At 52.7% G+C, this 23,958-nt stretch carries 28 protein-coding genes; 12 read left to right on the top strand and 16 right to left on the bottom strand.

The features are described from left to right. Positions 1-238 precede the first annotated feature (238 nt). From flgL to flgB, 11 genes are all read right to left on the bottom strand, one after another. Positions 239-1,192, bottom strand: coding sequence for a flagellar hook-associated protein FlgL (flgL, locus tag ABIE10_RS05730; RefSeq protein WP_016152634.1), 954 nt, complete (start codon positions 1,190-1,192; stop codon positions 239-241). A 14-nt stretch (positions 1,193-1,206) separates the two neighbouring features. Beyond that, a complete protein-coding gene (gene flgK / locus ABIE10_RS05735) occupies positions 1,207-2,865 on the bottom strand; it encodes a flagellar hook-associated protein FlgK (protein WP_016152633.1) in 1,659 nt (552 codons plus the stop codon). A gap of 64 nt (positions 2,866-2,929) precedes the next feature. Beyond that, the gene (gene flgJ, locus ABIE10_RS05740) at positions 2,930-3,880 is read right to left on the bottom strand and encodes a flagellar assembly peptidoglycan hydrolase FlgJ (RefSeq protein WP_429155011.1); all 951 of its coding nucleotides are present in this window, start codon (positions 3,878-3,880) and stop codon (positions 2,930-2,932) included. Continuing rightward, a complete protein-coding gene (locus ABIE10_RS05745) occupies positions 3,880-4,956 on the bottom strand; it encodes a flagellar basal body P-ring protein FlgI (RefSeq protein ID WP_019076467.1) in 1,077 nt (358 codons plus the stop codon). Before ABIE10_RS05745 ends, flgJ begins: the two co-directional genes overlap by 1 nt. 33 nt (positions 4,957-4,989) lie before the next feature. Continuing rightward, entirely contained in the window at positions 4,990-5,688 is a 699-nt protein-coding gene (flgH, locus tag ABIE10_RS05750) for a flagellar basal body L-ring protein FlgH (protein WP_016152630.1), read from the bottom strand. 57 nt (positions 5,689-5,745) lie between these two features. Further along, positions 5,746-6,528: a flagellar basal-body rod protein FlgG gene (gene flgG / locus ABIE10_RS05755; RefSeq protein ID WP_003036202.1), complete on the bottom strand. Its 783-nt coding sequence runs from the start codon at positions 6,526-6,528 to the stop codon at positions 5,746-5,748. A 13-nt stretch (positions 6,529-6,541) separates the two neighbouring features. Further along, a complete protein-coding gene (locus tag ABIE10_RS05760; RefSeq protein ID WP_016156188.1) occupies positions 6,542-7,297 on the bottom strand; it encodes a flagellar basal body rod protein FlgF in 756 nt (251 codons plus the stop codon). Positions 7,298-7,317: 20 nt separating this feature from the next. Further along, positions 7,318-8,571 carry a flagellar hook protein FlgE gene (gene flgE / locus ABIE10_RS05765; RefSeq protein WP_016152628.1) on the bottom strand — a complete coding sequence of 418 codons (1,254 nt, stop codon included), beginning with the start codon at positions 8,569-8,571 and terminating at the stop codon, positions 7,318-7,320. A 26-nt stretch (positions 8,572-8,597) separates the two neighbouring features. After that, complete coding sequence (flgD, locus tag ABIE10_RS05770; RefSeq protein WP_016152627.1) at positions 8,598-9,296, bottom strand: flagellar hook assembly protein FlgD; 699 nt, start codon at positions 9,294-9,296, stop codon at positions 8,598-8,600. Positions 9,297-9,308: 12 nt separating this feature from the next. Then, a complete protein-coding gene (flgC, locus tag ABIE10_RS05775) occupies positions 9,309-9,713 on the bottom strand; it encodes a flagellar basal body rod protein FlgC (RefSeq protein ID WP_006685091.1) in 405 nt (134 codons plus the stop codon). A gap of 3 nt (positions 9,714-9,716) precedes the next feature. After that, positions 9,717-10,133 (bottom strand): flagellar basal body rod protein FlgB, encoded by a 417-nt coding sequence (gene flgB, locus ABIE10_RS05780; protein WP_016152626.1) that lies wholly within the window; start codon positions 10,131-10,133, stop codon positions 9,717-9,719. A 157-nt stretch (positions 10,134-10,290) separates the two neighbouring features. Between flgB and flgA the strand changes: the two genes are divergently transcribed. The 3 genes from flgA to flgN all read left to right on the top strand — a co-directional run bounded on the left by flgA (position 10,291) and on the right by flgN (position 11,763). Then, complete coding sequence (gene flgA, locus ABIE10_RS05785; protein WP_047359507.1) at positions 10,291-10,950, top strand: flagellar basal body P-ring formation chaperone FlgA; 660 nt, start codon at positions 10,291-10,293, stop codon at positions 10,948-10,950. 93 nt (positions 10,951-11,043) lie between these two features. After that, positions 11,044-11,337 (top strand): flagellar biosynthesis anti-sigma factor FlgM, encoded by a 294-nt coding sequence (flgM, locus tag ABIE10_RS05790; protein WP_049269896.1) that lies wholly within the window; start codon positions 11,044-11,046, stop codon positions 11,335-11,337. A 3-nt stretch (positions 11,338-11,340) separates the two neighbouring features. Beyond that, positions 11,341-11,763: a flagella biosynthesis chaperone FlgN gene (gene flgN, locus ABIE10_RS05795; protein WP_016152623.1), complete on the top strand. Its 423-nt coding sequence runs from the start codon at positions 11,341-11,343 to the stop codon at positions 11,761-11,763. 84 nt (positions 11,764-11,847) lie between these two features. On the opposite strand, the gene murJ is transcribed toward flgN, so the two are convergent. From murJ to rimJ, 4 genes are all read right to left on the bottom strand, one after another. Beyond that, positions 11,848-13,383, bottom strand: coding sequence for a murein biosynthesis integral membrane protein MurJ (murJ, locus tag ABIE10_RS05800; protein ID WP_016152622.1), 1,536 nt, complete (start codon positions 13,381-13,383; stop codon positions 11,848-11,850). A gap of 223 nt (positions 13,384-13,606) precedes the next feature. Next, on the bottom strand, positions 13,607-14,530 hold the full coding sequence (locus tag ABIE10_RS05805; RefSeq protein ID WP_429155017.1) for a Gfo/Idh/MocA family protein: 924 nt from the start codon (positions 14,528-14,530) through the stop codon (positions 13,607-13,609). A 1-nt stretch (position 14,531) separates the two neighbouring features. Then, positions 14,532-15,179 (bottom strand): YceH family protein, encoded by a 648-nt coding sequence (locus ABIE10_RS05810; protein ID WP_181545791.1) that lies wholly within the window; start codon positions 15,177-15,179, stop codon positions 14,532-14,534. 34 nt (positions 15,180-15,213) lie between these two features. After that, positions 15,214-15,798, bottom strand: coding sequence for a ribosomal protein S5-alanine N-acetyltransferase (gene rimJ / locus ABIE10_RS05815; protein ID WP_006685101.1), 585 nt, complete (start codon positions 15,796-15,798; stop codon positions 15,214-15,216). 259 nt (positions 15,799-16,057) lie between these two features. Here rimJ and mdtH point away from each other — a divergent pair, with 259 nt between their 5' ends. The 9 genes from mdtH (at position 16,058) to ABIE10_RS05860 (ending at position 22,805) form a co-directional block, all read left to right on the top strand. Next, positions 16,058-17,266: a multidrug efflux MFS transporter MdtH gene (gene mdtH, locus ABIE10_RS05820; RefSeq protein ID WP_049040972.1), complete on the top strand. Its 1,209-nt coding sequence runs from the start codon at positions 16,058-16,060 to the stop codon at positions 17,264-17,266. Between the two features lie 114 nt (positions 17,267-17,380). Continuing rightward, positions 17,381-17,941: a lipoprotein gene (locus tag ABIE10_RS05825; protein WP_016152618.1), complete on the top strand. Its 561-nt coding sequence runs from the start codon at positions 17,381-17,383 to the stop codon at positions 17,939-17,941. 106 nt (positions 17,942-18,047) lie between these two features. Next, the gene (gene pyrC, locus ABIE10_RS05830) at positions 18,048-19,094 is read left to right on the top strand and encodes a dihydroorotase (protein WP_429155020.1); all 1,047 of its coding nucleotides are present in this window, start codon (positions 18,048-18,050) and stop codon (positions 19,092-19,094) included. Between the two features lie 65 nt (positions 19,095-19,159). Continuing rightward, on the top strand, positions 19,160-19,405 hold the full coding sequence (gene dinI, locus ABIE10_RS05835) for a DNA damage-inducible protein I (protein WP_003036157.1): 246 nt from the start codon (positions 19,160-19,162) through the stop codon (positions 19,403-19,405). 339 nt (positions 19,406-19,744) lie between these two features. Then, on the top strand, positions 19,745-19,999 hold the full coding sequence (bssS, locus tag ABIE10_RS05840) for a biofilm formation regulator BssS (protein ID WP_003036154.1): 255 nt from the start codon (positions 19,745-19,747) through the stop codon (positions 19,997-19,999). Positions 20,000-20,113: 114 nt separating this feature from the next. Continuing rightward, positions 20,114-21,232, top strand: a complete 1,119-nt coding sequence (gene solA, locus ABIE10_RS05845) for an N-methyl-L-tryptophan oxidase (protein ID WP_047501073.1) — start codon at positions 20,114-20,116, stop codon at positions 21,230-21,232. 52 nt (positions 21,233-21,284) lie between these two features. Next, a complete protein-coding gene (locus ABIE10_RS05850; protein ID WP_003036148.1) occupies positions 21,285-21,398 on the top strand; it encodes a YceO family protein in 114 nt (37 codons plus the stop codon). A 263-nt stretch (positions 21,399-21,661) separates the two neighbouring features. Further along, positions 21,662-22,228, top strand: coding sequence for a cytochrome b (locus ABIE10_RS05855; protein ID WP_047501075.1), 567 nt, complete (start codon positions 21,662-21,664; stop codon positions 22,226-22,228). A gap of 1 nt (position 22,229) precedes the next feature. Continuing rightward, a complete protein-coding gene (locus ABIE10_RS05860; RefSeq protein WP_047501078.1) occupies positions 22,230-22,805 on the top strand; it encodes a YceI family protein in 576 nt (191 codons plus the stop codon). 46 nt (positions 22,806-22,851) lie between these two features. On the opposite strand, the gene ABIE10_RS05865 is transcribed toward ABIE10_RS05860, so the two are convergent. Further along, a complete protein-coding gene (locus tag ABIE10_RS05865) occupies positions 22,852-23,904 on the bottom strand; it encodes a rhodanese-related sulfurtransferase (RefSeq protein ID WP_016152613.1) in 1,053 nt (350 codons plus the stop codon). Between the last annotated feature and the right edge of the window lie 54 nt (positions 23,905-23,958).

Raw genomic sequence — 23,958 nt, forward strand, 5'->3', positions numbered from 1 at the left:
TAAGCAACATCAAAGCCGACCTTCGGGTCGGCTTTTTTTTATCTCTGCTCTACACACTGACAAACTGAGAAGGCGTGGTTACGCTGGCAATCTTTAGCGGTGCGATTGCGCGGGTAATAAGATTAACGGGTAATCTGTCGCTGAGAAAATAACAGTGGCCTAAAAAAATGCCCGCTCCGGGGTGTTAAAGGAGCGGGCAGACAAACATATCCAGTTTCATGATATGTTCAAAAAGGTGTTACCGGTTCAGTTGAAATAGCGACATTCCCTGCATATCGGTAAATGTTTTGTACGATGCCTGCAGTGCGGCCTGCTGCATCACGTAGGACGAAATCGCTGCGTTCCAGTCAACATCCACCAGATTGCTCATCTGCTGAGTCTGGCCCAATGCGCGATCGGCGCCCAGTGAATCCAGTGAACTTAACTCGCTGAGTTGAGTCCCTAATTCTGCACGAACAGAAAGCACGTTATTCAATGAATTTTTCAGGCCACGACTGGTTTTATCAATGGCTGCAGAGGCGGTAGCTTTTGCCGCGTCATTGCCCTCAATCGGGGTTTTGAGCGCATCAATAGCGGTATCCAGCATTTTGAACAGGTTCTTTTCCTGAGTACCGCCGCCTGGTTCCGGTACGGCATTACTGGTCAGATTAACAAATACTTTATCGCCAGTATGACCAATCACCATGGTACGGGAGGCATCGACCTGCTGGGTCACATTTGTTGTACCGCCACTGTAAGCGCCATCTGCCTGAGCAAACGGTGCAGATTCTGTTTTATATCCGCCAAAAATATAGCGTCCATTACCGTCGGTGCTGTTCGCCAGGTTCATCAGTTGATCGCGGATCCCCTGCAGGTCGGTGGCCAGCGATGCACGGTCGTCATCGCTTAACGTGCCGTTCGCGGCATAGACAATTTTTTCCTGCGCGGTCTGAATTGCCGTCGTTACCTGACTCAGTACGTTCTCTTCCAGCGACACTTTTTGCGTCGCAAATGAACGTGCCAGCGTATATTGGCTGTTCTGCGCCTGTGCTTGAGAAAGCACCACGGCCTGCGAGGCGGCGATCGGATCGTCAGATGGGTTGATCACACGTTTGCCCGTTGACATCTGCTCGCCGAACTTCATCCATTCAGCCTGAGAGTTAGTGATGCCACGCATATTCTGCTGGTACATCATCTGGGTGCTGATACGCATTGTGTCCCTCTCCCTTAGCGAATATTAATCAGTGCATCAAACAGCGCATTTGCAGTTTGCAGCACTTGCGCGTTAGCCAGGTAATACTGTTGGTAGCGCTGTAAGTTACCGTATTCTTCGTCGAGGTTGACGCCGGAAATAGACTGCTGCTGCTTATAAAGCTGCGTTACCACGTTGTTCTGGGTAATGGCGCTGGTTTTCAGCGTCGCGGTTTTGTTCCCGACATCGCTTACCAGCGTGGCATAGGCATCGTTGAAGGTCTTATTACCCACGGTAGCTTTGGTCTGCAGATCCAGCAGTTTCTGACCGTTACGGTTATCGCTTTTTCCCTTATCAATATCCGGGTCCGGATCATTTTTTGAGACCTGGGCCATGGCGATTTTCGACTCATCGGTCACCATGACTTTCATATCAACAACGGCGTTACTGACAGGTTTCACTGTGAAGCTGTCATTTGCTTTTGCGCCAGTGTTAACGGTGATTTCCATCCCGTCAAAGGACATCTTCCCACCGGTAACGGTAGCTTTGAAGCTGGTATTATCCGCCAGGCGAGTAACCTGCCAGTCCGTCCCGTCATAAACGATTTTATAATCGGTCGCCTGTACAGCAGAGCTGTCGGTAATCTTCGCGCTTAACGATCCTGTTCCTGTATTTTTAGCGTTGTTGAATACTGCCGGGCTACCGATAGCAAAGAAATCCTTACCCTGATCGCCGTTCGCATCAAAACCTTCTTTATGCTGAGTGTTAAACGCATCGGCAAACGCCAACGCCAGTTGGCCCAGCGTGTTACGCGTCTGGTCAAGCTCTTGAGAACGGAAGGTCAACAGCCCGCCCAGTGAACCGGTATTCAACAGTTTTTCGGGAATTTCAACCTCGCCGGCAACCCCGTCGACGTAGGCCACTGTGGTTCGATTGGGATCGTCACTGGAGGGCACAGCCGCCAGCTGGCGTGCATTGCTGCCCTGCACCAGTGAATAGCCGTTCGCCATGGTTATGTTGTAAGTCCCGCCGTCCTGAACGCTGACTTCAACACCGACAATCTGGTTCAGTTCACTGACCAGTTGGTCGCGCTGGTCGAGTAAATCGTTAGGCGATGCGCCCGCGCCGACGCCGGTCAGACGGGAAATCTGATCGTTGAGGCTGGCAATCTGTTTTGAATAGTTGTTGATCTGGTCAACGCTGGCCTTGATCGCAGTATTAACCTGCTTGTCTTGATCGCGCAGATACTGGTCGGTTGTTCTGAACTGGTTGACTAAACCATCAGCTTTACCGATCAGCGCCTGGCGCGCCGCCGGGTCTTCCGCGTTACTGACAAGCGTTTGCAGGCTGGTAAAAAAGTCCTGCATTGAGGTCGAAATGGAACTGGTTTTGCTGGAGAGCAGATTGTCGATTTTCGACATTTGTTCATAGCGCGTTGTCAGGCCGCTGCTTTGGTTCTGCGCGGCACGTAACTGATTCGTGATAAAGGAGTCATACTCGCGCTGTACGCCAGAAACATAGACGCCATTGCCAACCCAGCCCCCCGCACCCAGCGTGCTGTTCGCTTGTGCCATAATTGTCGTTTGACGGGTGTATCCGGCAACGTTATAGCTGGAGATGTTATTACTGGCAGAATTCAACGCGGCCTGCGCTGCGGCGAGTCCACTCATCGCGTTATTAATCAAGCTGGACATGGAGGTTCCTTGTAATCCTTCAATACTCGTTATTATCGGCAGCAGGTTGGTAGACTTGAGCTATTTAAAAGAGATTATCGATATTCGTACTGTAGGTTTTGCTCACTTTTTCGCTCATCGATTTCAACTGCTGGATCATGCTGGTTAATTTACGCGCATAGTTAGGGTCAGTCGCGTAACCGGCATTCTGCAAAGCCTGTGCCCCCTGCTCGGCGGTAGCAGCGGCGGTTACCGCCGCATAGCGCGGGTTACGCGATATCAGACCGACATAATCCGACAGTGCCTCAAGATAAGAGCTATAGACGCGGAATCGGGCTTTCACCTTTTTCGCCTCGCCGTTTTCATATTCGGTGGTGGTGATTTCGGTGGTTGGGCCTTTCCAGCTTCCCGAAGCCTTCACGCCAAAAATGTTAAAGCTCGGTTCACCGTTCTCACGGCGGATTTGTCGCTGGCCCCATCCGGACTCCAGCGCCGCCTGCGCCAGAATCAGATGATGCGGAACCCCGCTTTGCTGACTTGCCAGCTTAGCCGGCAGCGATAGCTGGGCGAGGAAGTCTTTGCTGTCACCTGACAGCGGCTCATCATTGCTTTCCGTCGCGCGGGGAATGGCTTTACGGACCAGTTGCGTCAGCGCCTGGTTTTGATAGCTGGTCACCGTTTCCAGAGAGAACTTCATTGGCACCTGCGGCGTATCGTCTGCGGGTTGCGCCTGGCCTTCGGTCATCTGCTTAACCATCATTTCAGCCAGTCCCAGACCTTTACCTGCGGTCATCTGCTGCGCAATTTGTTGGTCATACATGCTGGTATACAAACGTGTCGAATCACTGCTAAAAACGCCATCTTTCGGCAGCGCTTCACGCATGCTTTTCAGCATCATTTGTACGAACATCCCTTCAACCTGACGGGCAACCGGGTGGATATTCGCCGCCGGGTCCTGACCCGCTTTCGCTTTCAGTTCGTTCAGTGATTGCGCATCCCAGGCGGCACTGGTCAGCAGTTTGCTGTCACCAATCATTAGATGATTTCCAGTTTGGCGCGTAAGCATCCCGCGCTCTGCATCGATTGCAGAATGGACATCAGATCCATCGGCGTTGCCCCTAGCGCATTAAGCGCACGCACAACGTTGTTCAGGTTGGCGCTGGAACGCACGCTTTGCAGCGAACCGCCGCTCTGGCGCAGATCGATCTGGGTTTGAGGCGTCACCACGGTCTGTCCACCGCCAAACGGTGTATCCGGCTGGCTGACGTTCGCCTGGCGGTTTACTGTTATCGACAAGTTGCCTTGCGCGACGGCACAGCTATCCAGCGTGACTTCACGGTTCATAACGACGGATCCAGTGCGCGAGTTGATAATCACTTTCGCATCCTGCGGCGTGACGTTCACCTCCATATTCTGGATGTCAGCCAGGAAACGCACTTGCGAACTGTTGCCGCTTGGCACGCGTACCTGAATCGTCCGGGCGTCCAGCGCAGTGGCGCTACCAAAGCCGCGCGAACGGTTAATGGTGTCGGTTATCTGCTGCGCCATAGTGAAATCTTCATTATTGAGCTGCAGATTAATGGTGTTACCGCCACCGAACTGGCTGGGTAATTCACGTTCGATGGTCGCGCCGTTGGTAATACGTCCGCCATTGAGCTGGTTTACCTGCACGCTGCTGCCACCCGCAGCAGCGCCTGCACCGCCTACCAGAATATTCCCCTGCGCCAGCGCATATACCTGGCTATCGACCCCTTTCAGCGGGGTCATCAGCAGCGTACCGCCGCGCAGGCTTTTGGCGTTCCCCATGGAAGAGACCACCACGTCAATGGTTTGCCCCTGACGACCAAAAGCAGGGAATTGCGCGGTCACCATCACCGCCGCCACGTTTTTCAGTTGCATATTGGTGCCGGTTGGCACGGTAATTCCCAACTGCGAAAGCATGTTGTTGAGCGTTTGCGTAGTAAACGGCGTCTGCGTAGTCTGGTCACCCGTGCCATCCAAACCGACCACCAGCCCATAACCGATCAACGAGTTTTCCCGCACGCCCTGAACGCTGGTCAGGTCACGAATACGGTCGGCATGCGCAAAGGTGGTTATCAGCACCAGTACCATTCCAACTAAAGATTTAAACACTGGCTACCTCGCTTACATCGGCGACAAGTTAAGGAAGAAACGCTGCAACCAGCCCATATTCTGCGCTTCATTGATGTAGCCGTTGCCGACATACTCAATACGTGCGTCCGCAACCTGAGTTGACGGTACGGAGTTGCTGCCACTGATGGTGCGCGGGTTAACGACCCCGGAGAAGCGAATGAATTCAGTGCCCTGATTAATGGCGATCTGCTTTTCACCCACAACATGTAAGTTGCCATTCACCAGTACCTGATCGACCGTTACGGTCAGCGTACCGCTGAAGGTATTGCTGGCGTTCGCGCCGCCTTTACCGTTAAAGGTGTTACCGCCTGAAGCTTCTACGTCAGCACGCTCGTTGCCAAACAGTCCTTGCAAATAACGCGGTACGGTATCAAAGCCAAAGTTGGTTTTGCCGTCGCGGCTGGCATTAGCCGAAGAACTTTTGCTCGCGCTGACGTTTTCCTGCAATACGATGGTCAACGTATCGCCAATATTGCGCGGACGGCGGTCTTCGAATAGCGGCTGATAACCGTAGTTAATCGGTTGGGCCGACTGGAAGATTGATCCATTCGCCACCGGCGTCGGGCCAGGAACAGGCTGGGCAGACGTTGCGCCCTGCACGAGGGGCGTGGCCGGGATCCAGGCGCATCCTGTCAATGAAACCACCAACAGGGCTAAAATTGGGTATGGGTGAAGCGCGTATTTTCGCATTGCGGTCATCTTCAAAATCAGTGTGCCGGTGAGGCTTTCACCCCACCGGGCCACACTTTAGAGTTGCGTCAGTTTTTGCAGCATCTGATCGGTGGTCGATACCGCTTTACTGTTGATTTCGTAAGCGCGCTGAACCTGGATCATGTTTACCAGCTCTTCCGCCACGTTGACGTTAGAGGTTTCAACATAACCCTGGTACAGCAGACCCGCGCCGTTCAGCCCCGGAGTGCTCTCATTCGGCGCACCGGATGACTGCGTTTCGGTGTACAGATTCTCACCAATGCTTTCCAGACCGGTATCGTTCATAAAAGTAGTCAGGTTAAGCTGCCCAACCTGAACCGGTGCTGCCTGGCCCTGCTGGGTTACGCTGACGATACCGTCGCGTCCAATGGTGATACTGAGCGAGTTAGCCGGGATGGTGATAGCCGGTTGAACCTGAAAACCACCCGCAGTCACCAGTTGGCCGTTCTGATCCACCTGGAAAGAACCGTCACGGGTGTAGGCGGACGTGCCATCAGGCAGCATGACCTGGAAAAAGCCCTGCCCTTTAATCGCCACATCTTTACTGTTGTTGGTCTGCGACAGATTCCCCTGGCTGTGTAAACGCTCGGTCGCGACCGGGCGCACACCGGTACCAATCTGCAAACCAGACGGCAGTGTGGTTTGTTCAGAAGACTGTGCGCCAGGCTGGCGAATCGTCTGGTACAACAGATCTTCAAACACGGCACGTTGACGCTTAAATCCGTTGGTACTGACGTTTGCCAGGTTGTTGGCAATCACATCCATGTTGGTTTGCTGCGCATCCAGGCCGGTTTTGGCGATCCACAATGAACTGATCATAAAATGTCCTGTATTAACTCATCGACAGCAGTTGGTTGGCGCGACCCGCGTTATCATCCACGCTACTGATAATCTTCATTTGCATTTCGAAACGACGGGCGTTGGCGATCATGTCACTCATCGCGGCTACCGGCTTAACGTTACTGCCTTCCAGCACACCCGACATAACGCGAATGCTGGGGTCGGCCTGTAACGTAGCGCCACGGGTAGCCTGTGCGGCCTGAGTCAGACGGAACATACCGTCATCGCCACGTTGCACTTCACTCCCCGTGGCCTTCACCAGTTTCAGTCGCCCAACTGGTGCAACGGTGTTAGCCGGATCGCCAGGGTTGAGCGCCGAGATCGTGCCGTCTGCCGCAATGGTGACTTCTGAACCTTCCGGTACGGCTATTGGTCCGGCTTCGCCAATCACCGGGTGTCCCTGAATGGTCAGCTCCCCCGTAGGGCTTACCTGAATGGCGCCATTTCGGGTATATCCTTCGCTACCGTCCGCGGTCTGCACGGCCAACCAGCCATCCTGTTGCAGCGCCACGTCCAGCGGACGTGAGGTATAGTCCATCTGACCCGGTGTCATATCGGCCCCCGGCGTGGAGGCCACCACCAGCGTACGCGTCGGTAAAGACAATCCTTCAACGGGAACCGCGCGCAGCGCATTGAGTTGCGCACGAAAACCCGGCGTTGAGGCGTTTGCCAGGTTGCTGGCCGTCACCGCTTGTTGATTCAGCGTCTGACTGGCCGCGCCCATGGCGGTATAAATTGCGTGATCCATTAAGCCATCCCGTCAGGCGCTTAGCGCAGGTTGACCAGCGTGTTGAGGATCTGGTCCTGGGTTTTGATGGTCTGCGCGTTCGACTGATAGTTACGCTGGGCGACGATCATATTCACCAGTTCTTTACTCAAATCCACGTTTGATGCTTCCAGCGCGCCGTTGGTCAGCTTGCCGAAGTTACCCTCGCCTGCGGTACCCAGCAGCGCCACGCCGGAAGACTGAGTAGCTGCCCAGACGTTGTCACCCTGAGAAGCCAGACCTTCGTTGTTGGCAAAGTTTGCCAGCACGATCTGCCCCAGAACCTGTTGCTGTTCGTTGGAGTAGTTACCGACCACAGTACCGTCATTGTTAATCTGGTAGCTCACCAGGTCGCCCGGCTTGTAGCCATTCTGATTCGTGGCAACGATGTTGTTGGCGCCAGTGTTTTGCTGCATGGAGTTCAGGAAGCTCAGAGAGAAATTTGCCGCATCAGCACCGTTAATCTGCCCGGTTGTGATGTTGATTTCCTTTGGCCAGACGGTAGGAGGCGTTGGTACCGCCTCGGCGGCTGTGGCGCTAATCCCTAAGAACACACCATTTTCATTAAAGCGCATAAACCCTGCTGATTTTGCAGCGGCTCCGGTTGAAGCATCCTGTGTGTGAACTTCCCAGGTGTTGCTCTGCGCATTTTTGACATAAAAAATATTCATGTCATGGGCGTTACCCTGGCTATCGAAAACGGTAACGGTGCCTTTTTTGTTGTAGGAATCCGCATCGCTGGGATTAAACGGGGTCTTCGTTGGCACCTTGTCAGTGGAGTTCAGGTTGATCTGCATTGACGCAGTCGTGGTGGTTTTAGCCGCCATCAGCGTATTAGGGATAGTGATCGGCGCCGGGTTAGCACCTTGCTGTATCGTTGGCGGTGTACCGGTAGCCGGATAGCCCGTCAGTTGGAGCCCCTGCATGTTGACGATATTGCGGTTTTCATCGAGCTTGAACTGACCGTTACGGCTGTAGAAAACGGAACCGTTGCTGTCTACCATGCGGAAAAAACCGTTCTGGCTGATAGCGACATCCAGCCCGCGACCGGTGTTGGTCGTGGTACCGTCGGTAAAGTCCTGGGTAATGCCCGCAACTTTAACGCCCAGACCCACTTTAGAACCGGCGAACATATCGGCAAAAGAGGCCGTACCGGATTTAAAACCGTAGGTGGCGGAGTTGGCGATGTTGTTACCAATGACATCGAGGTTGGTCGCTGCAGCGTTCAGACCGCTGACCGCTTGTGAAAAGGCCATGACTTACTCCTGATAAGTGTGAAGGCTTAAATGATCTGCCGTACTTCGTCGAGGGTGGTGGTTCCATAGGTGCCCAGATCCAGCGTATTACCGCCGTTACTGCGAATAACGCCCTGCACCAGCGCAAACTGAAGCGGCTGAGCCACCAGTTGTGTTCCGCCATTACTGGCAGCAATTGACACGTTGTAAGAACCGCTTGGCGCATCCGTGCCATCGGTCATGGTGCCGTCCCAGGTAAAGGTATGAACGCCCGCTTTCAACCCACCAATATCAATGGTGCGTACCACCTTGCCGTCTTTATCGGTAATGGTTGCGGTAACCTTATCTGCCGGTTGCTGCAGTTCAACGCCAAACGGCGTAGTGGTGGTTTTTGCGCCCTCTTCCGTACCTTTACCGGTCAGGATGGTGGTACCTGGGATCATGACACCGTGGCCAATCAGCGTACTGGCCTGCAGCGACTGACTGTTGTCGATCTGCCCGGAGATCGATCCCAACGTGGTGTTCAGTTTCTCAATTCCACTCACGGTACTGATTTGCGCCAACTGGGTGGTCAGTTCGTTGTTTTGCAGCGGGTTGGTTGGATCCTGGTTTTTCAGCTGTGCAACCAGCAGCGTAAGGAAGCTGCTTTGCAGGTCCGCGGCGTTGCTGCCCGTCAGCGAACTCTTCCCCGTTGCGTCATTCACACCCGTCGTGCTCGGGTCATTCATTTTTACAGCAATAGACATGTGCGCCTCCTTTTACTGGCCTAGCGTCAGCGTTTTGAGCATCAAGCTTTTCACCGTATTGAGCACTTCGACGTTTGCCTGGTAGCTACGCGAGGCTGACATGGTGTTGACCATTTCGCCGACGACGTCCACATTCGGCATTTTTACGTAACCGTTAGCATCGGCCAGCGGATTACCGGGTTCATAAACCAGCTTATCCGGCGCCTGGCTTTCAATGACGTCAGCGACTTTTACGCCACCGGTTGCCGCACCTGGCGCGGCATCTACCTGAAAAACAACCTGCTTCGCGCGATAGGGCTGACCGTCAGGTCCGGTGACACTATCCGCATTCGCCATGTTGCTGGCCGCCACGTTCAGGCGCTTAGACTGAGCCGTCAGCGCAGAGCCTGCGATATCAAAAATATTTAACAGCGCCACGAATTAGTTCCCTCCTTGCAGCACGTTCATCATGCCTTTGATTTGTCCACCCAACGCGGTCAGCCCCATTTGATACTTGAGGCTGTTGTCTGCAAATTGCGTACGCTCCCGGTCCATATCTACCGTGTTGCCATCGAGAGATGGCTGATCAGGAATGCGGTAGAGCAGTTCCGTAGAAGGAGCGGAAACGGTCTGGGCCGGAATGTGTTGTGCAGAGGTCAGCGTCAACGAGACACCGCCGGTTTCTTCCCGTCCTCGCACCATGACTTTTTTTAATTCACTGGCGAAATCCAGGTCGCGCGCCTGATACCCCGGCGTGTCGGCATTGGCTATGTTGGCCGCCAATACTTCCTGGCGTTGGGCGCGCAAATTCAGCGCTTCCTGTTGAAAACGTAAGGCGGCGTCGAGCTTATCGAGCATATCTCCTCCGCAAATGACAAAATTCAGCCGACAGCTTAAATCCCATTACGCGCGCGTTATCGCCGGAATAAACGCAAAATGCGTCGCTATTTGTTGCGTTGATGACTGCGTCACACAGGTAGAATCCTGTCACTACCTGAAAAAGCGCGAGGTTTTGATGCAAACGTTTAAACGTGGAGTCGTCGTGGCAGCACTGCTGTTCAGTCCTATGACGCTGGCGCAAGACCTGAATTCACAGCTGACGGCATGGTTTTCCCAGCGTCTGGCCGGATTTAGCGATGAGGTCGTCGTTACTATCCGAACGTCGCCAAACTTATTGCCGAGCTGCGAACAACCAGCATTAAGCGTGTCCGGGAGTGCAAAATTGTGGGGTAATGTGAACGTGCTGGCGCGCTGCGCCAACGAGAAACGTTATCTGCAGGTGAGCGTGCAGGCCACAGGAAACTACGTTGTTGCCGCCGCGCCCGTAGCTCGGGGTAGCGCCCTGACTTCGGCCAGCGTAACGCTAAAACGAGGTCGACTGGACCAACTCCCTCCGCGCGCCGTGCTGGATATGAATCAGGTGCAGGATGCCGTAAGCTTGCGCGATCTGGTGCCAGGTCAGCCGATACAGCTTTCAATGTTGCGCCAGGCATGGCGAATCAAGGCCGGTCAGCGCGTCCTGGTTATCGCCAACGGAGATGGCTTTCGGGTGAATGCCGAAGGTAAAGCGCTGAACAATGCCGCCGTCGCCCAGAATGCCCGAGTACGGATGATTTCAGGCCAGGTGGTGAGCGGTGTCGTCGATTCTGATGGGAATATTCTTATTAACCTATAATAGGTTAAAGATTTTTTAGCGTGTGCCGATAGATAAACAACCAATGATTACAGCGGGCCGCTATAGCGTAACCCCTCGATGAGGATAAACAAAATGAGCATTGATCGTACCTCACCATTGAAGCCAGTAAGTACCGTTCAGCCACGTGAAACCAGCGATGCGCCGGTACAAAAAACGCGGAAGGAAAAAACCACCGCCACCACCAGCACCAGCGTCATGCTGAGCGACGCCCAGGCCAAACTGATGCAGCCCGGCTCCAATGACATCAATATGGAACGCGTGGAAGCACTCAAAACCGCAATCCGTAATGGCGAGCTGAAAATGGACACCGGAAAAATTGCCGACTCGCTGATCCGCGAGGCGCAGAGCTACCTACAGAGTAAATAAAGTATGACTCGTTTGTCAGAAATACTTGACCAGATGACGACCGTCCTCAATGACCTGAAAACGGTAATGGATGCTGAACAGCAGCAGCTTTCCGCAGGATATATTAACGGCAGCCAGCTACAGCGTATTACAGAAGAAAAAAGCTCTTTGCTGGCAACCCTTGATTATCTGGAGCAGCAGCGCCGTCTGGAGCATGACGCCACGCGCAGCGCCAATGATGAAATTGCCGAGCGTTGGCAGACCATTACCCGGAAAACACAGGACCTACGCGAACTCAACCAGCACAACGGTTGGCTGCTGGAAGGGCAGATCGAGCGCAATCAACAAGCGATTCAAGTGCTGAAACCGCACCAGGAACCGGCGCTGTATGGCGCAAACGGTCAAACCTCTGCTGCGCACCGCGGCGGGAAAAAATTCTCTATCTGATGCTAGCCTGATAACGTTTTGCTTATCAGGCCTACGCGTTTGTAGGCCGGATACGGCGTCATGCCGCCATCCGGCATTAATCTGTTACGCCGTCCGGCGCACAAACTCTTTCACTTTAAAGCCCAGCACCGCGAGCGCAGCGAAGTAAGCAGCAATACCTGCCACCACAACGGCCATCAGACGCAGCAGACGCCATAACATCGTTCCCTGCGACCAGTCCGGCATGATGTAGAGCATCCCAACCAACGCCGCCGACATCACCAGCACAGAAATCACCAGTCGCGCCAGGAACCAGGCCCAACCCGGTTGTGGGGTAAAAATTTTCTGTTTACGCAGTTGCCAGTACAGCAGTGAAGCGTTCAGACACGCCGCCAGACCAATCGACAGCGACAGCCCGGCATGTTTCAGCGGCCCAATAAATGCCAGGTTCATTACCTGGGTCATAATCAGCGTGACAATGGCAATCTTGACTGGCGTTTTAATATCCTGGCGCGAATAAAAACCAGGGGCCAACACTTTCACCACGATCAAGCCAATCAAACCTACCGAGTATGCCACCAGCGCGCGCTGCGTCATCGCTGCGTCAAAGGCGGTAAATTTACCGTACTGGAACAGAGAAACCGTCAGCGGTTTGGCCAGAATCCCCAACGCCACGGCGCTCGGTAATGCCAACAGAAAACACAAACGCAGGCCCCAGTCCATCAGACGGCAATACTCATCATGATTACCGCTGGAAAAACTTTTGGACAGCGAGGGCAGCAGGATAGTCCCCAACGCGACGCCAAGTACGCCAGACGGAAACTCCATCAGACGGTCAGCATAATACATCCATGACACTGAGCCAGAGGCCAGAAATGAAGCGAAAATCGTATTGATGATCAGTGAAATCTGGCTGACAGATACCCCAAGGATCGCCGGGCCCATTTGCTTGACGACGCGCATCGCCCCCGCATCACGGAAGTTCACGCGCGGCAGCACCAGCATGCCAATTTTCTTCAGGTGCGGAAGCTGATAAATCAGCTGTAGCACGCCGCCAACGGTAACGGCCCACGCCAGCGCCAGCACCGGAGGGTGAAAATAAGGAGCAGCAAACAGCGCGAAACCGATCATGCTGATATTCAGAAAGGTCGGCGCAAACGCCGGAATGGAAAAGCGATTCCAGGTATTCAGGATCGCACCCACCAGCGAAGCCAGTGAGATCAGCAGAATATACGGAAAGGTGATCCGTAGCAGTTGAGTGGTCAGCGCAAATTTGTCCGCGGTGTCGGCAAACCCAGGCGCGGTGACTAAAATCACCCACGGGGCAGCCAGCATCCCGGCGACCGTCACCACGGCCAGCGCCAGGGTCAACAGCCCGGAAACGTAAGAGACAAAGACGCGGGTCGCATCCTCACCCTGCTTACTTTTATATTCGGCAAGAATAGGCACAAACGCCTGCGAAAAAGCGCCCTCAGCAAAGATTCGGCGCAGCAGGTTAGGAAGTTTGAATGCCACAAAAAAGGCATCAGTCGCCATCCCTGCGCCAAAGATTCTGGCGACAATCGCATCACGCGCAAAACCCAGCACACGTGAAAACATCGTCATCGAGCTGACGGCTGCCAGCGACTTTAATAAATTCATCTATGTTGTATTCCAGACTCTGAGGCAAAACCCCGACAAACCTGCCCGTAGGTCGGATAAGGCATGATCGCCGCCATCCGGCACTTTTGCTGTGCCTGATGGCGACGCCGTAGCGTCTTATCAGGCCGACAAACCAGCCTATGGTTAAAAAGAGGTGTTATTTTTGAGTTGGCATATAGTACCTGGATTACAATGAATTACTACCGCCAGATGTTACAGGGGGTTATTCAGCCATTGCCTCCCGCCACAGCTTTTCGACAACGCGCTGGGCCAGGAGCGCCTGCTCACCTGCCGTCTGGGGAACCGTCTGATTTTGCACGCACTCAATGAAATGACGTGCGCATCCGGCAAAACCACGCTGTTCCAGGGTAGTTTGCCAGCCTGCTACCGGCTTGTGCACCACTCCTTGCCCGCGCTCTTCCCGCCATTCCCGCATATCCGTGACGTCAATCAGGCCACCATCCGTCACCGCCTGCACGCTCTCGCGCTGGCTACCGGCGCGGCGGTGCATACTGGTCGTTACCTGCATTTGCCCGGCACAAAAATGGTGCTCCGCATAGAGCATCGCGCCGGATTCATTGGTTAACAGCGTACCGTTATTTAACTGCACTTTCTCTCCCGCCAGCCACAATGCGGTATCGACAACGTGCAGATAGTCGTCCAGCAGAGTGAAGCGCAGATCGTGCGGCCCGACGCTGTCCGTCCGGTGCTTATCCATGCGTACGGACGCCGCATTGCCCAACTGGGATTTGAGATCCTGATACAGCGGCGCAAATCGACGGTTAAACCCCACCATCAGCGTCAGCTTTTTCCGCTCGGCCAGCTCCACCAATTGTTCAGCCTCGCGCAGGTTTTCCGCCAGCGGTTTATCCACGCACACGTGAACCCCGGCATTCAGCAGTTCGCTGACCACCGCATAATGCGTTGCGGTACTGGAATGGACGAAAACCGCATCGCAGGTTTGCGCCAGATTAACCAGTGAATCAACGTAGGGTATCCGCCAGGTATGACAGATACGCTGCGCTTTTTCCCGCGAAGGTGAAAATGCCCCTTCCAGCGTCCAGTCTGCACTAGCGCCCAGCACGGGCAGCCAGGCCTTTTGCGCAATTCCGCCGAGCCCGACAACGCCGATACGTAATTTATTCACATCAGTCTCCCAGGTGCGCCAGCAAGGAATCAAGCCGCTGCTTAAGCTCCGCGACGTCTGTTTCCAGCGCGTCAACGCGCGCCTGTAGATCACCCGAAGCTGCCGGAAGTTCATCTGCCGTGGCCATCGCTTCATCAACGTCACCGCAAAACAGGTGCATATAACGGCTTTCACGTTTGCCCGGCTCACGCGCCAGGCGAACGACATAAGGACCATCTTCCCGGGTTGCCAGTTTCTCCAGTGTCGACTCTACTTCGGCCATGTCGCTGAATTCGTACATCCGGGAAGCGCGGCTACGTAGCTCACCTGGTGTTTGAGCGCCGCGCAGCAACAGCGTGGTAATGAGCGCGACTTCCCCCGCGCTGAGCTTAAGATTACCAAACTCAGAGTTGCAGAAACGCTGCTCATATTTCGTGACGCGATTACCAAAGCCACTCACCGTACGCAGGAAATGCCGTTTCACCAGGTTATCAAGCTGATCCTGCACGTCGGATTCCGACAGGTTCATCACGGGTTCACGATTCGTTTTTTGATTGCAGGCGGTTACGACTCCGTTAACGGAGAGCGGATACTGTTCAGGTGTAGTCACTTGTTTTTCTAATAAACAGCCAATCACCCGTGCTTCAGTGGCGGTTAATTCGTATTTCATCGTCTTCTCCATTAATCATGGCTGCATCTGAAACTTAGCGGCCGGGGGTCCATTCTGATGTGGTCAACGCCGTCAGCACGTGATCGCGCCACTGCCCGTCAATCAGCAGGTAGTCTTTGGCATACCCTTCTTTTTCAAAACCCAGTCGCGCCAGCAGGTCACCGCTGCGTTTATTATGTGGCATGTAGTTAGCCATAATGCGGTGAATATGCTGCGTGCGCTGCATATAGCGGATGGCCGAGGTTAAGGCTTCATACATCAGCCCCTGCCCCTGCCACTTCTGCGCAATGGAGTAACCGAGATAACAGGCGTGGAAAGATCCCCGCACGACGTTCGAGAAGTTCGCGACGCCAATAATCTCTTTTTCTTCCGGATCGAGCAGCGCAAAGTAATAAGCGGTGCCCTGTTTATGAAACTCAGAGATCATGCTCAGACGCGCCTGCCAGCCTGACGGATAACAGTGGCTTTCATCGCGAATAGGCTCCCAGGGTTTTAAGAAATGACGATTTTCTGCGTAATAATCTGCCAGACGCCAGGCATCACGCTCATGCACTAAACGCACGACCAGGCGGTCCGTGGTTAAGCGCACTTTTGGCACGTTACTGCGATAGCCAAACATTCTATACCTACTCCTTCCCGTAACGTCTTCAATACGCTATTCGCATTACTATACCTGCGCAAATACGCCCTGTGAAAAGAGCAAAATGCCATTTTTTGAATTATTCACACATTTTGATGAAAACTCTCTATCAAGACGGACTTTTGATAAAAAAATATTGTCCCGCGAAGGGTGGGAAAAGCGATGACGACACCGCAGAATAGGAGGTGCTTATCTTTTAAACTCTATCCAGAGTGACGAGTTTTTCCCTGGAGGGGAAATGTCGCAAGTCTCGCAGGCAAGGAACCTGGGTAAATACTTCCTTCTTATCGATAACATGCTGGTCGTGCTGGGTTTCTTCGTCGTTTTCCCGCTGATCTCAATTCGTTTCGTCGATCAAATGGGCTGGGCCGCCGTGATGGTCGGTATCGCGCTTGGATTACGTCAATTTATCCAGCAAGGTTTAGGTATCTTCGGCGGTGCTATTGCTGACCGTTTCGGGGCAAAACCGATGATCGTCACCGGCATGCTGATGCGCGCTGCCGGATTCGCCACCATGGGCATTGCCCATGAACCGTGGCTGCTGTGGTTTTCCTGCTTTCTTTCCGGGCTGGGCGGCACGTTGTTCGACCCTCCCCGCTCGGCGCTGGTGGTCAAACTGATCCGTCCGGAAAAGCGCGGGCGTTTTTTCTCTATTCTGATGATGCAGGATAGCGCCGGGGCCGTGGTTGGCGCGTTGCTCGGCAGTTGGTTATTGCAATACGATTTCCGTCTGGTGTGTGCCACCGGCGCAATTTTGTTCGTTCTGTGCGCGGCGTTTAACGCCTGGCTGCTTCCGGCATGGAAACTGTCGACGGTGAAAATTCCTGTGCGCGAAGGAATGAGCCATGTGATGCATGACAAGCGCTTTGTCACTTATGTGCTGACGCTGGCGGGCTATTACATGCTGGCGGTACAAGTGATGCTGATGCTGCCAATAATGGTAAACGACATCGCTGGCTCACCGGCCGCTGTGAAATGGATGTATGCCATCGAGGCGTGCCTCTCTTTAACGTTGCTCTACCCGATTGCCCGCTGGAGTGAAAAACGCTTTCGCCTTGAGCATCGCCTGATGGCCGGTCTGCTGGTGATGTCTTTCAGCATGATGCCCATCGGCCTGGTCGGGAATTTGCAGCAGCTGTTCACCCTGATTTGCACGTTCTATATTGGCTCAATCATCGCCGAACCGGCGCGTGAGACCCTGAGCGCCTCGCTGGCGAATGCACGTGCCCGGGGAAGCTATATGGGTTTCAGTCGACTGGGACTCGCCATCGGCGGCGCCATTGGTTATATCGGCGGCGGCTGGCTGTTTGACATGGGTAAAGCCCTGGCACAACCGGAGCTGCCCTGGATGATGCTCGGTATTATCGGCTTCATCACTTTCCTGGCGCTGGGCTGGCAATTCAGTCTCAAACGCCCAACGCGTGGTATGCTGGAGCCTGACGCCTGATAGCCAATCTGGTGTACGCGCATTTTTCAGTTTTTTCTGCTGTTACCCGCAGCGCTGGTGCTCGATGATGCTTTGTGTCACGATTACACCACAAGCATCATGTTGAGGAACCCCATGAAAAAGTTTTTTTTTGCCGCTGCACTAATTGTCAGCGGCCTGTTGGTTGGTTGTAATCAACTCACGCAATACACGGTTAGCGAGCAAGAGATTAATCAGGCCCTGGCGAAGAATAATAACTTTTCTAAAGATATCGGTTTGCCTGGCGTCGCTGAAGCACATATCGTACTGAACAACCTCGCCAGCCAGATAGGCCGTGAAGAACCCAATAAAGTGACGCTGACCGGAGACGCCAATCTGGACATGAACTCCCTGTTTGGCAGTCAGAAAGCAACCATGAAGTTGAAGCTAAAAGCTTTACCGGTTTTCAATAAAGAAAAAGGCGCGATTTATCTGCAAGAAATGGAAGTCGTGGACGCTACCGTCACGCCGGAAAAAATGCAGTCGGTACTGCAAACGCTGATGCCTTATTTAAATCAGTCGCTGCGCAACTATTTCAACCAGCAGCCAGCGTACATTCTGCGGGATGACAGCAGCCAGGGGGAAGCGCTGGCGAAAAAACTGGCGAAAGGCATTGAGGTGAAACCGGGAGAAATCATTATCCCGTTCACCGACTAATATGACAGAGGGCGCCGATGCGCCCTTTTTTTTTCGTGCAAACGAAAACGTTTCCGCTTATCCTTTGTTTCCGGCAAAAAAGACTATCCTCAGCCGGAGCATATTGATGACTGCACCATCCCAGGTTTTAAAGATCCGCCGCCCAGACGACTGGCATCTTCACTTTCGCGATGGCGACATGTTAAAAACTGTCGTGCCCTATACCAGCGAAGTTTATGGCCGCGCCATTGTCATGCCGAACCTGGCTCCGCCCGTCACCACGGTGGACGCGGCTATCGCTTACCGCCAGCGAATTCTTAACGCGGTACCTGCCGGACACGACTTCACGCCATTAATGACCTGCTACTTAACGGATACGCTGGATCCCAATGAGCTGGAACGTGGATTCAACGAAGGCGTGTTCACCGCCGCAAAACTCTATCCGGCCAATGCCACCACCAACTCGACGCATGGCGTAACCTCTATTGATGCCATCATGCCAGTGCTGGAACGGATGGAAAAATTGGGTATGCCTCTGCTGGTGCACGGCGAAGTGACGCATGCGGATATCGATATTTTCGATCGCGAGGCGCGCTTTATTGAAACGGTGATGGAACCACTGCGTCAGCGCTTGACTGCGCTGAAAGTGGTGTTCGAACATATCACGACTAAAGATGCTGCCGAATACGTGCGCGACGGCAACGACCTTCTGGCGGCGACCATTACGCCGCAGCACCTGATGTTTAACCGCAACCACATGCTGGTCGGCGGGATTCGCCCTCATCTGTACTGCCTGCCGATCCTCAAACGTAACGTCCATCAACAGGCGCTGCGTGAGTTGGTCGCCAGCGGGTTTAACCGCGCCTTCCTCGGTACCGACTCAGCGCCGCATGCGCGTCATCGCAAAGAGTCAAGCTGTGGCTGTGCGGGCTGCTTTAATGCGCCGACCGCACTGGGCAGTTATGCCACCGTGTTTGAAGAGATGAATGCACTGGACCATTTTGAAGCCTTCTGCTCACTCAATGGCCCACAGTTCTACGGTTTGCCGGTGAATGAAACCTTTATTGAGCTGGAACGCGTGGAGCACCAGGTCCCGGAGAGCATTGCGCTGCAAGATGATACGCTGGTGCCTTTCCTGGGTGGCGAAACGGTACACTGGTCCGTGAAAAGCTAAAAAAAGTGTAGCCAACTGGTGAGAATGACTGTATAAATAAACAGTATATTCCACAGGGGGCTACTATGCGTATTGAAGTCACTATTGCCAAAACTTCACCTTTACCTGCTGGTGCAATTGACGCGCTGGCAGGTGAACTCTCCCGCCGTATTCAGCACCATTTTCCGGATAACGAAGGTAACGTTACCGTCCGTTATGCCGGCGCAAACAATCTGTCGGTTATTGGTGCCACCAAAGAGGATAAAGAACGCATCAGCGAGATCCTCCAGGAGACCTGGGAAAGCGCGGATGACTGGTTCATCAATGAATAAATAATGATATGCAGTGATGTTTGTTTGCCGGGTCGCCCCGGCTTTTTTATACACACCATCTTTTAATCAATAGTTCATTCCTTCTGGCAAACTGATATTTTAATAATAAATTCCTGGCTATCTTTTAACCACAACACCAAAATAATTGTGCAACATGCTTAAAAAAAATGAATAACATGTCGGTTTGTTAGTCAGATAACGCTGAAAACGAAAATTTTATGTGCTTACCTCTTTAAATTTTCAATGAATACCCTTATTTATTGATATACTGAAGTTGCTTCAGAAAAAACGCATTGAACCTCGAAAACCGTTGTCTAGTAACACGAATTAGGGGGCATGATGGAAAAGAATAATGAAGTCATTCAGACTCATCCGTTAGTAGGATGGGACATCAGCACTGTTGATAGCTACGATGCGCTGATGCTGCGTTTGCACTACCAGACCCCGAATCGTCCAGACCCGGATGGGACTGAAGTTGGTCAAACGCTCTGGTTAACCACTGATGTTGCCAGGCAATTTATTTCGATATTAGAAGCAGGAATCGCTAAAATTGAATCCGGCGATTACCAGGTAAATGAGTATCAGCGACATTAAATCTGATACATCCAACCATCAAAAGGCACCTTTCCGGTGCCTTTCTTATTTCCAGGTTGAATATTCCGGGTCACTTATTTACCCTGCTACTATCGCGATTGCAGAGAGAAGCGGATGAAATACGACTTAATCATAATTGGCAGCGGTTCCGTGGGCGCCGCAGCCGGATACTATGCCACTCGCGCCGGTCTGAAGGTTCTGATGATCGATGCGCATATGCCACCGCATCAGCAAGGCAGCCACCACGGCGACACTCGATTAATTCGTCATGCCTATGGCGAAGGTGAAAAATATGTTCCGCTGGTGCTGCGTGCGCAAACATTATGGGATGAATTATCCACCCAAAATGAAGAGCCGATTTTTGTGCGCTCTGGTGTCATCAACCTTGGTCCGGCAGATTCAACCTTCTTAGCGACCGCGGCGCAAAGCGCAAAACAGTGGCAACTCAATGTTGAACAACTGGATGCAGCAGCCATTATGGCGCGCTGGCCAGAGATTCGCGTACCTGAAAACTATATCGGTCTGTTTGAAGCGGAGTCTGGTTTTTTACGTAGTGAGTTAGCGATTAAAACCTGGATCCGTCTGGCGGAAGAAGCAGGCTGTGCGCAGCTATTTAAATGCCCGGTCAGCGCAATTCGTCATAGTGATGATGGCGTCACGGTAGAAACCGCCGATGGTGACTATCACGCGCAAAAAGCGGTGATCAGCGCCGGAACCTGGGTACAGGCATTAGTCCCTGAACTACCGATACAACCGGTACGCAAAGTGTTCGCCTGGTATCAAGCCGATGGGCGTTACAGCGTTAAGAATAACTTCCCTGCCTTCACCGGAGAGCTACCAAATGGCGATCAATTCTACGGTTTCCCGGCAGAAAACGACGAGCTAAAAATTGGTAAGCACAATGGCGGACAGGTAATTCATTCGGCAGAAGAGCGCAAGCCGTTTGCCGCTGTAGCCAGCGATGGTTCTGAAGCCTTCCCATTCCTGCGCACAATACTGCCAGGCGTGGGTTGCTGTCTGCACGGTGCGTCCTGCACCTATGATAACTCACCAGATGAAGACTTTATTATTGATACTCTACCGGAGCATGACAACACGCTGATCATCACCGGGCTGAGCGGACATGGCTTTAAGTTTGCCTCCGTCCTCGGAGAGATTGCGGCTGACTTCGCCCAGGACAAATCGTCTGACTTTGACCTGACGCCCTTCAGGCTAAGTCGTTTTAAGCGATAATAAATGAATGGCCTCGTTGGTGAGGCCATTTTTAATGACAGGAATAACGTTGATGCGCCGCATCTTTCACTATCTGGTTAATAATATTCGCGAGCATCTTATGCTCTACATTATTTTATGGTCGCTGCTGGCAATTATGGATGTGATATATATTATGTTTTTCTGAACCCGCAACGCTGACACTAATTGACATAAACTGATATTAACTTAATTTTCATTGCAATTAACTGAACAAGAAAAATACCTTAACCCCCCCAGAAACCACGCCTTAATGTCATCCATCCCTACTAATTCCTTGATGATTACTTCACAATTCAATCAATTTTATTGAATCAAAAACAAATATCATCATTATTGTTATTTATTAGTTGCATTAATGTCTTTTACGCGCCATTTTCATTCACTTCTGAAATATCTAACGGTGCACTTATGCAATTCAATAATACTTCACAACGCTATGGCGTGGTGTCTGCCGCTTTACACTGGCTGATTGCGATTGCTGTATATGGCATGTTTGCGCTGGGATTGTGGATGGTCACACTCAGCTATTACGACGGCTGGTATCACCAGGCCCCTGAACTGCATAAAAGCATCGGCGTTATGCTCATGATGGGGCTGGTTATCCGCGTCGTCTGGCGGTTGATCTCCCCTCCTCCTCCTGCGCTGGCAAGTTATTCCCGTTTCACCCGCATCGCGGCGGCACTGGGTCACCTCGCGCTATACACATTGCTCTTTTCAATTGTCATCAGCGGGTATTTGATTTCGACCGCTGATGGCAAAGCGATAAGCGTATTTGGTTGGTTCGACATTCCTGCCACCCTTGCCAATGCGGGCGCTCAGGCCGACCTCGCCGGTAGTGTGCACCTGTGGCTTGCGTGGACCGTGGTGGTTTTATCGCTTCTGCACGGACTGATGGCCCTGAAACATCACTTTATCGATAACGACGATACCCTGAATCGCATGTTGGGAAAATCGTCATCTGACTATGGAGCTTAAAATGAAAAAAAACCTGCTGGGACTTACACTCGCCTCTCTGTTATTCACCACCGGGTCAGCCGTGGCGGCAGATTACAAAATTGACAAAGAAGGACAGCATGCCTTTGTTAATTTCCGTATTCAGCACCTGGGTTACAGTTGGCTGTACGGCACATTTAAAGATTTCGACGGGACTTTTACCTTTGATGAGAAAAATCCCGCAGCCGATAAGGTTAACGTCACCATCAACACCAACAGCGTTGACACCAATCACGCCGAACGCGACAAGCACCTGCGCAGCGCAGATTTCCTTAACGTGGCCAAATTCCCGCAGGCGACCTTTAGCTCTACCAGCGTGAAGAAAGAGGGGAACGACCTGGATATCACCGGTAATCTCACCCTGAACGGCGTCACTAAACCGGTTACGCTGGATGCGAAGCTGATCGGTCAGGGCGGCGATCCGTGGGGTGGCACGCGCGCAGGTTTTGAAGCAGAAGGTAAAATTAAGCTGAAGGACTTCAACATCACCACCGATCTCGGCCCGGCGGCTCAGGAAGTCGATCTGATCATCTCAGTGGAAGGCGTCCAACAGAAGTAACGTATGAGTTGCCGGATGGGGCTAAAGCCGCCATCCGGCATGATGACTATTGCGCAGGGTCCGGAATACCCAGTTTGGTATTCAGACGACCGCGTGACTTATTAAATATTTTGTTGCCATTTTCACGTCCTGCTCGAAGACGACGTTGCTCTTCTTCCGGCAACTTACTCTCTTCGCTACACAACTCGCTACAGCAGCCGTTATACTTCTGCGCGCAGGCCGGACACTGGATAAACAACAGATGGCAGCCATCATTTTTGCAATTAGTATGGCTGTCGCACGCCGTTCCGCACTGATGGCAATGCGCAATAACATCTTCAGAAATCCTTTCGCCCATACGCTCATCAAAAACGAAGTTTTTACCGACAAAACGCACAGGAAGCCCCTGTTCACGCGCCTTGCGGGCATATTCAATAATACCGCCCTCAATGTGCCAGACTTTGCTAAATCCGTTGTGTTTCATCCAGGCGCTGGCTTTCTCACAACGGATCCCGCCTGTGCAATACATAACGATTTTTTTATCTTTATGCGCCTGCATCATTTCAACGGCTTTCGGTAACTGGTCGCGGAACGTGTCTGCCGGGATTTCTAGCGCATTCTCGAAATGGCCCACTTCATATTCATAGTGGTTGCGCATATCAATGAATACCGCGTCAGGATCGTCCAGCATGGCGTTTACTTCCGCCGCCTTCAGGTAATCACCTACGTTGCTGGCGTCAAATTGCGGATCGTCAATGCCATCCGCCACGATGCGTTCACGCACTTTCATGCGCAGCACCCAGAACGATTTACCATCATCATCCAGCGCGATATTCAGACGTAACCCGGCGAATGCGGGATCAAACGCATAAAGCTGCTGACGGAATGCCTCGACGTTGCTTTGCGGTACGCTGATTTGCGCATTGATTCCTTCATGGGCAAGATAAACGCGCCCGAAGACGTTCAATGCAGTGAACATCTGGTACAGCGCATCACGCGTGTGCTGAGGATTGGCGATGGTGAAATATTTATAGAATGAGATCGTCGTGCGCGGCTCGGTCTCAGCCAACATTTTGGCTTTGAGCGCATCGTTCGAAATGCGGTTGTGTAACACTGGCATGGTGTACGTATCCTGCAAATAGGGAGAAAATGAAAATCGGCGGCATAATAAAGC

This window comes from Citrobacter sp. 506, from assembly GCF_050434985.1.
GTDB classification, from domain to species: Bacteria; Pseudomonadota; Gammaproteobacteria; order Enterobacterales; family Enterobacteriaceae; genus Citrobacter; species Citrobacter braakii.

Coding starts and splice junctions, on each gene's coding strand:
- flgL (WP_016152634.1), bottom strand. CDS start 1,192: ATGCGTATCAGCACCCAGATGATGTACCAGCAGAATATGCGTGGCATC.
- flgK (WP_016152633.1), bottom strand. CDS start 2,865: ATGTCCAGCTTGATTAATAACGCGATGAGTGGACTCGCCGCAGCGCAG.
- flgJ (WP_429155011.1), bottom strand. CDS start 3,880: ATGATTGGTGACAGCAAACTGCTGACCAGTGCCGCCTGGGATGCGCAA.
- ABIE10_RS05745 (WP_019076467.1), bottom strand. CDS start 4,956: ATGGTACTGGTGCTGATAACCACCTTTGCGCATGCCGACCGTATTCGT.
- flgH (WP_016152630.1), bottom strand. CDS start 5,688: ATGCGAAAATACGCGCTTCACCCATACCCAATTTTAGCCCTGTTGGTG.
- flgG (WP_003036202.1), bottom strand. CDS start 6,528: ATGATCAGTTCATTGTGGATCGCCAAAACCGGCCTGGATGCGCAGCAA.
- ABIE10_RS05760 (WP_016156188.1), bottom strand. CDS start 7,297: ATGGATCACGCAATTTATACCGCCATGGGCGCGGCCAGTCAGACGCTG.
- flgE (WP_016152628.1), bottom strand. CDS start 8,571: ATGGCCTTTTCACAAGCGGTCAGCGGTCTGAACGCTGCAGCGACCAAC.
- flgD (WP_016152627.1), bottom strand. CDS start 9,296: ATGTCTATTGCTGTAAAAATGAATGACCCGAGCACGACGGGTGTGAAT.
- flgB (WP_016152626.1), bottom strand. CDS start 10,133: ATGCTCGATAAGCTCGACGCCGCCTTACGTTTTCAACAGGAAGCGCTG.
- flgA (WP_047359507.1), top strand. CDS start 10,291: ATGCAAACGTTTAAACGTGGAGTCGTCGTGGCAGCACTGCTGTTCAGT.
- flgM (WP_049269896.1), top strand. CDS start 11,044: ATGAGCATTGATCGTACCTCACCATTGAAGCCAGTAAGTACCGTTCAG.
- flgN (WP_016152623.1), top strand. CDS start 11,341: ATGACTCGTTTGTCAGAAATACTTGACCAGATGACGACCGTCCTCAAT.
- murJ (WP_016152622.1), bottom strand. CDS start 13,383: ATGAATTTATTAAAGTCGCTGGCAGCCGTCAGCTCGATGACGATGTTT.
- ABIE10_RS05810 (WP_181545791.1), bottom strand. CDS start 15,179: ATGAAATACGAATTAACCGCCACTGAAGCACGGGTGATTGGCTGTTTA.
- rimJ (WP_006685101.1), bottom strand. CDS start 15,798: ATGTTTGGCTATCGCAGTAACGTGCCAAAAGTGCGCTTAACCACGGAC.
- mdtH (WP_049040972.1), top strand. CDS start 16,058: ATGTCGCAAGTCTCGCAGGCAAGGAACCTGGGTAAATACTTCCTTCTT.
- ABIE10_RS05825 (WP_016152618.1), top strand. CDS start 17,381: ATGAAAAAGTTTTTTTTTGCCGCTGCACTAATTGTCAGCGGCCTGTTG.
- pyrC (WP_429155020.1), top strand. CDS start 18,048: ATGACTGCACCATCCCAGGTTTTAAAGATCCGCCGCCCAGACGACTGG.
- dinI (WP_003036157.1), top strand. CDS start 19,160: ATGCGTATTGAAGTCACTATTGCCAAAACTTCACCTTTACCTGCTGGT.
- bssS (WP_003036154.1), top strand. CDS start 19,745: ATGGAAAAGAATAATGAAGTCATTCAGACTCATCCGTTAGTAGGATGG.
- solA (WP_047501073.1), top strand. CDS start 20,114: ATGAAATACGACTTAATCATAATTGGCAGCGGTTCCGTGGGCGCCGCA.
- ABIE10_RS05850 (WP_003036148.1), top strand. CDS start 21,285: ATGCGCCGCATCTTTCACTATCTGGTTAATAATATTCGCGAGCATCTT.
- ABIE10_RS05855 (WP_047501075.1), top strand. CDS start 21,662: ATGCAATTCAATAATACTTCACAACGCTATGGCGTGGTGTCTGCCGCT.
- ABIE10_RS05860 (WP_047501078.1), top strand. CDS start 22,230: ATGAAAAAAAACCTGCTGGGACTTACACTCGCCTCTCTGTTATTCACC.
- ABIE10_RS05865 (WP_016152613.1), bottom strand. CDS start 23,904: ATGCCAGTGTTACACAACCGCATTTCGAACGATGCGCTCAAAGCCAAA.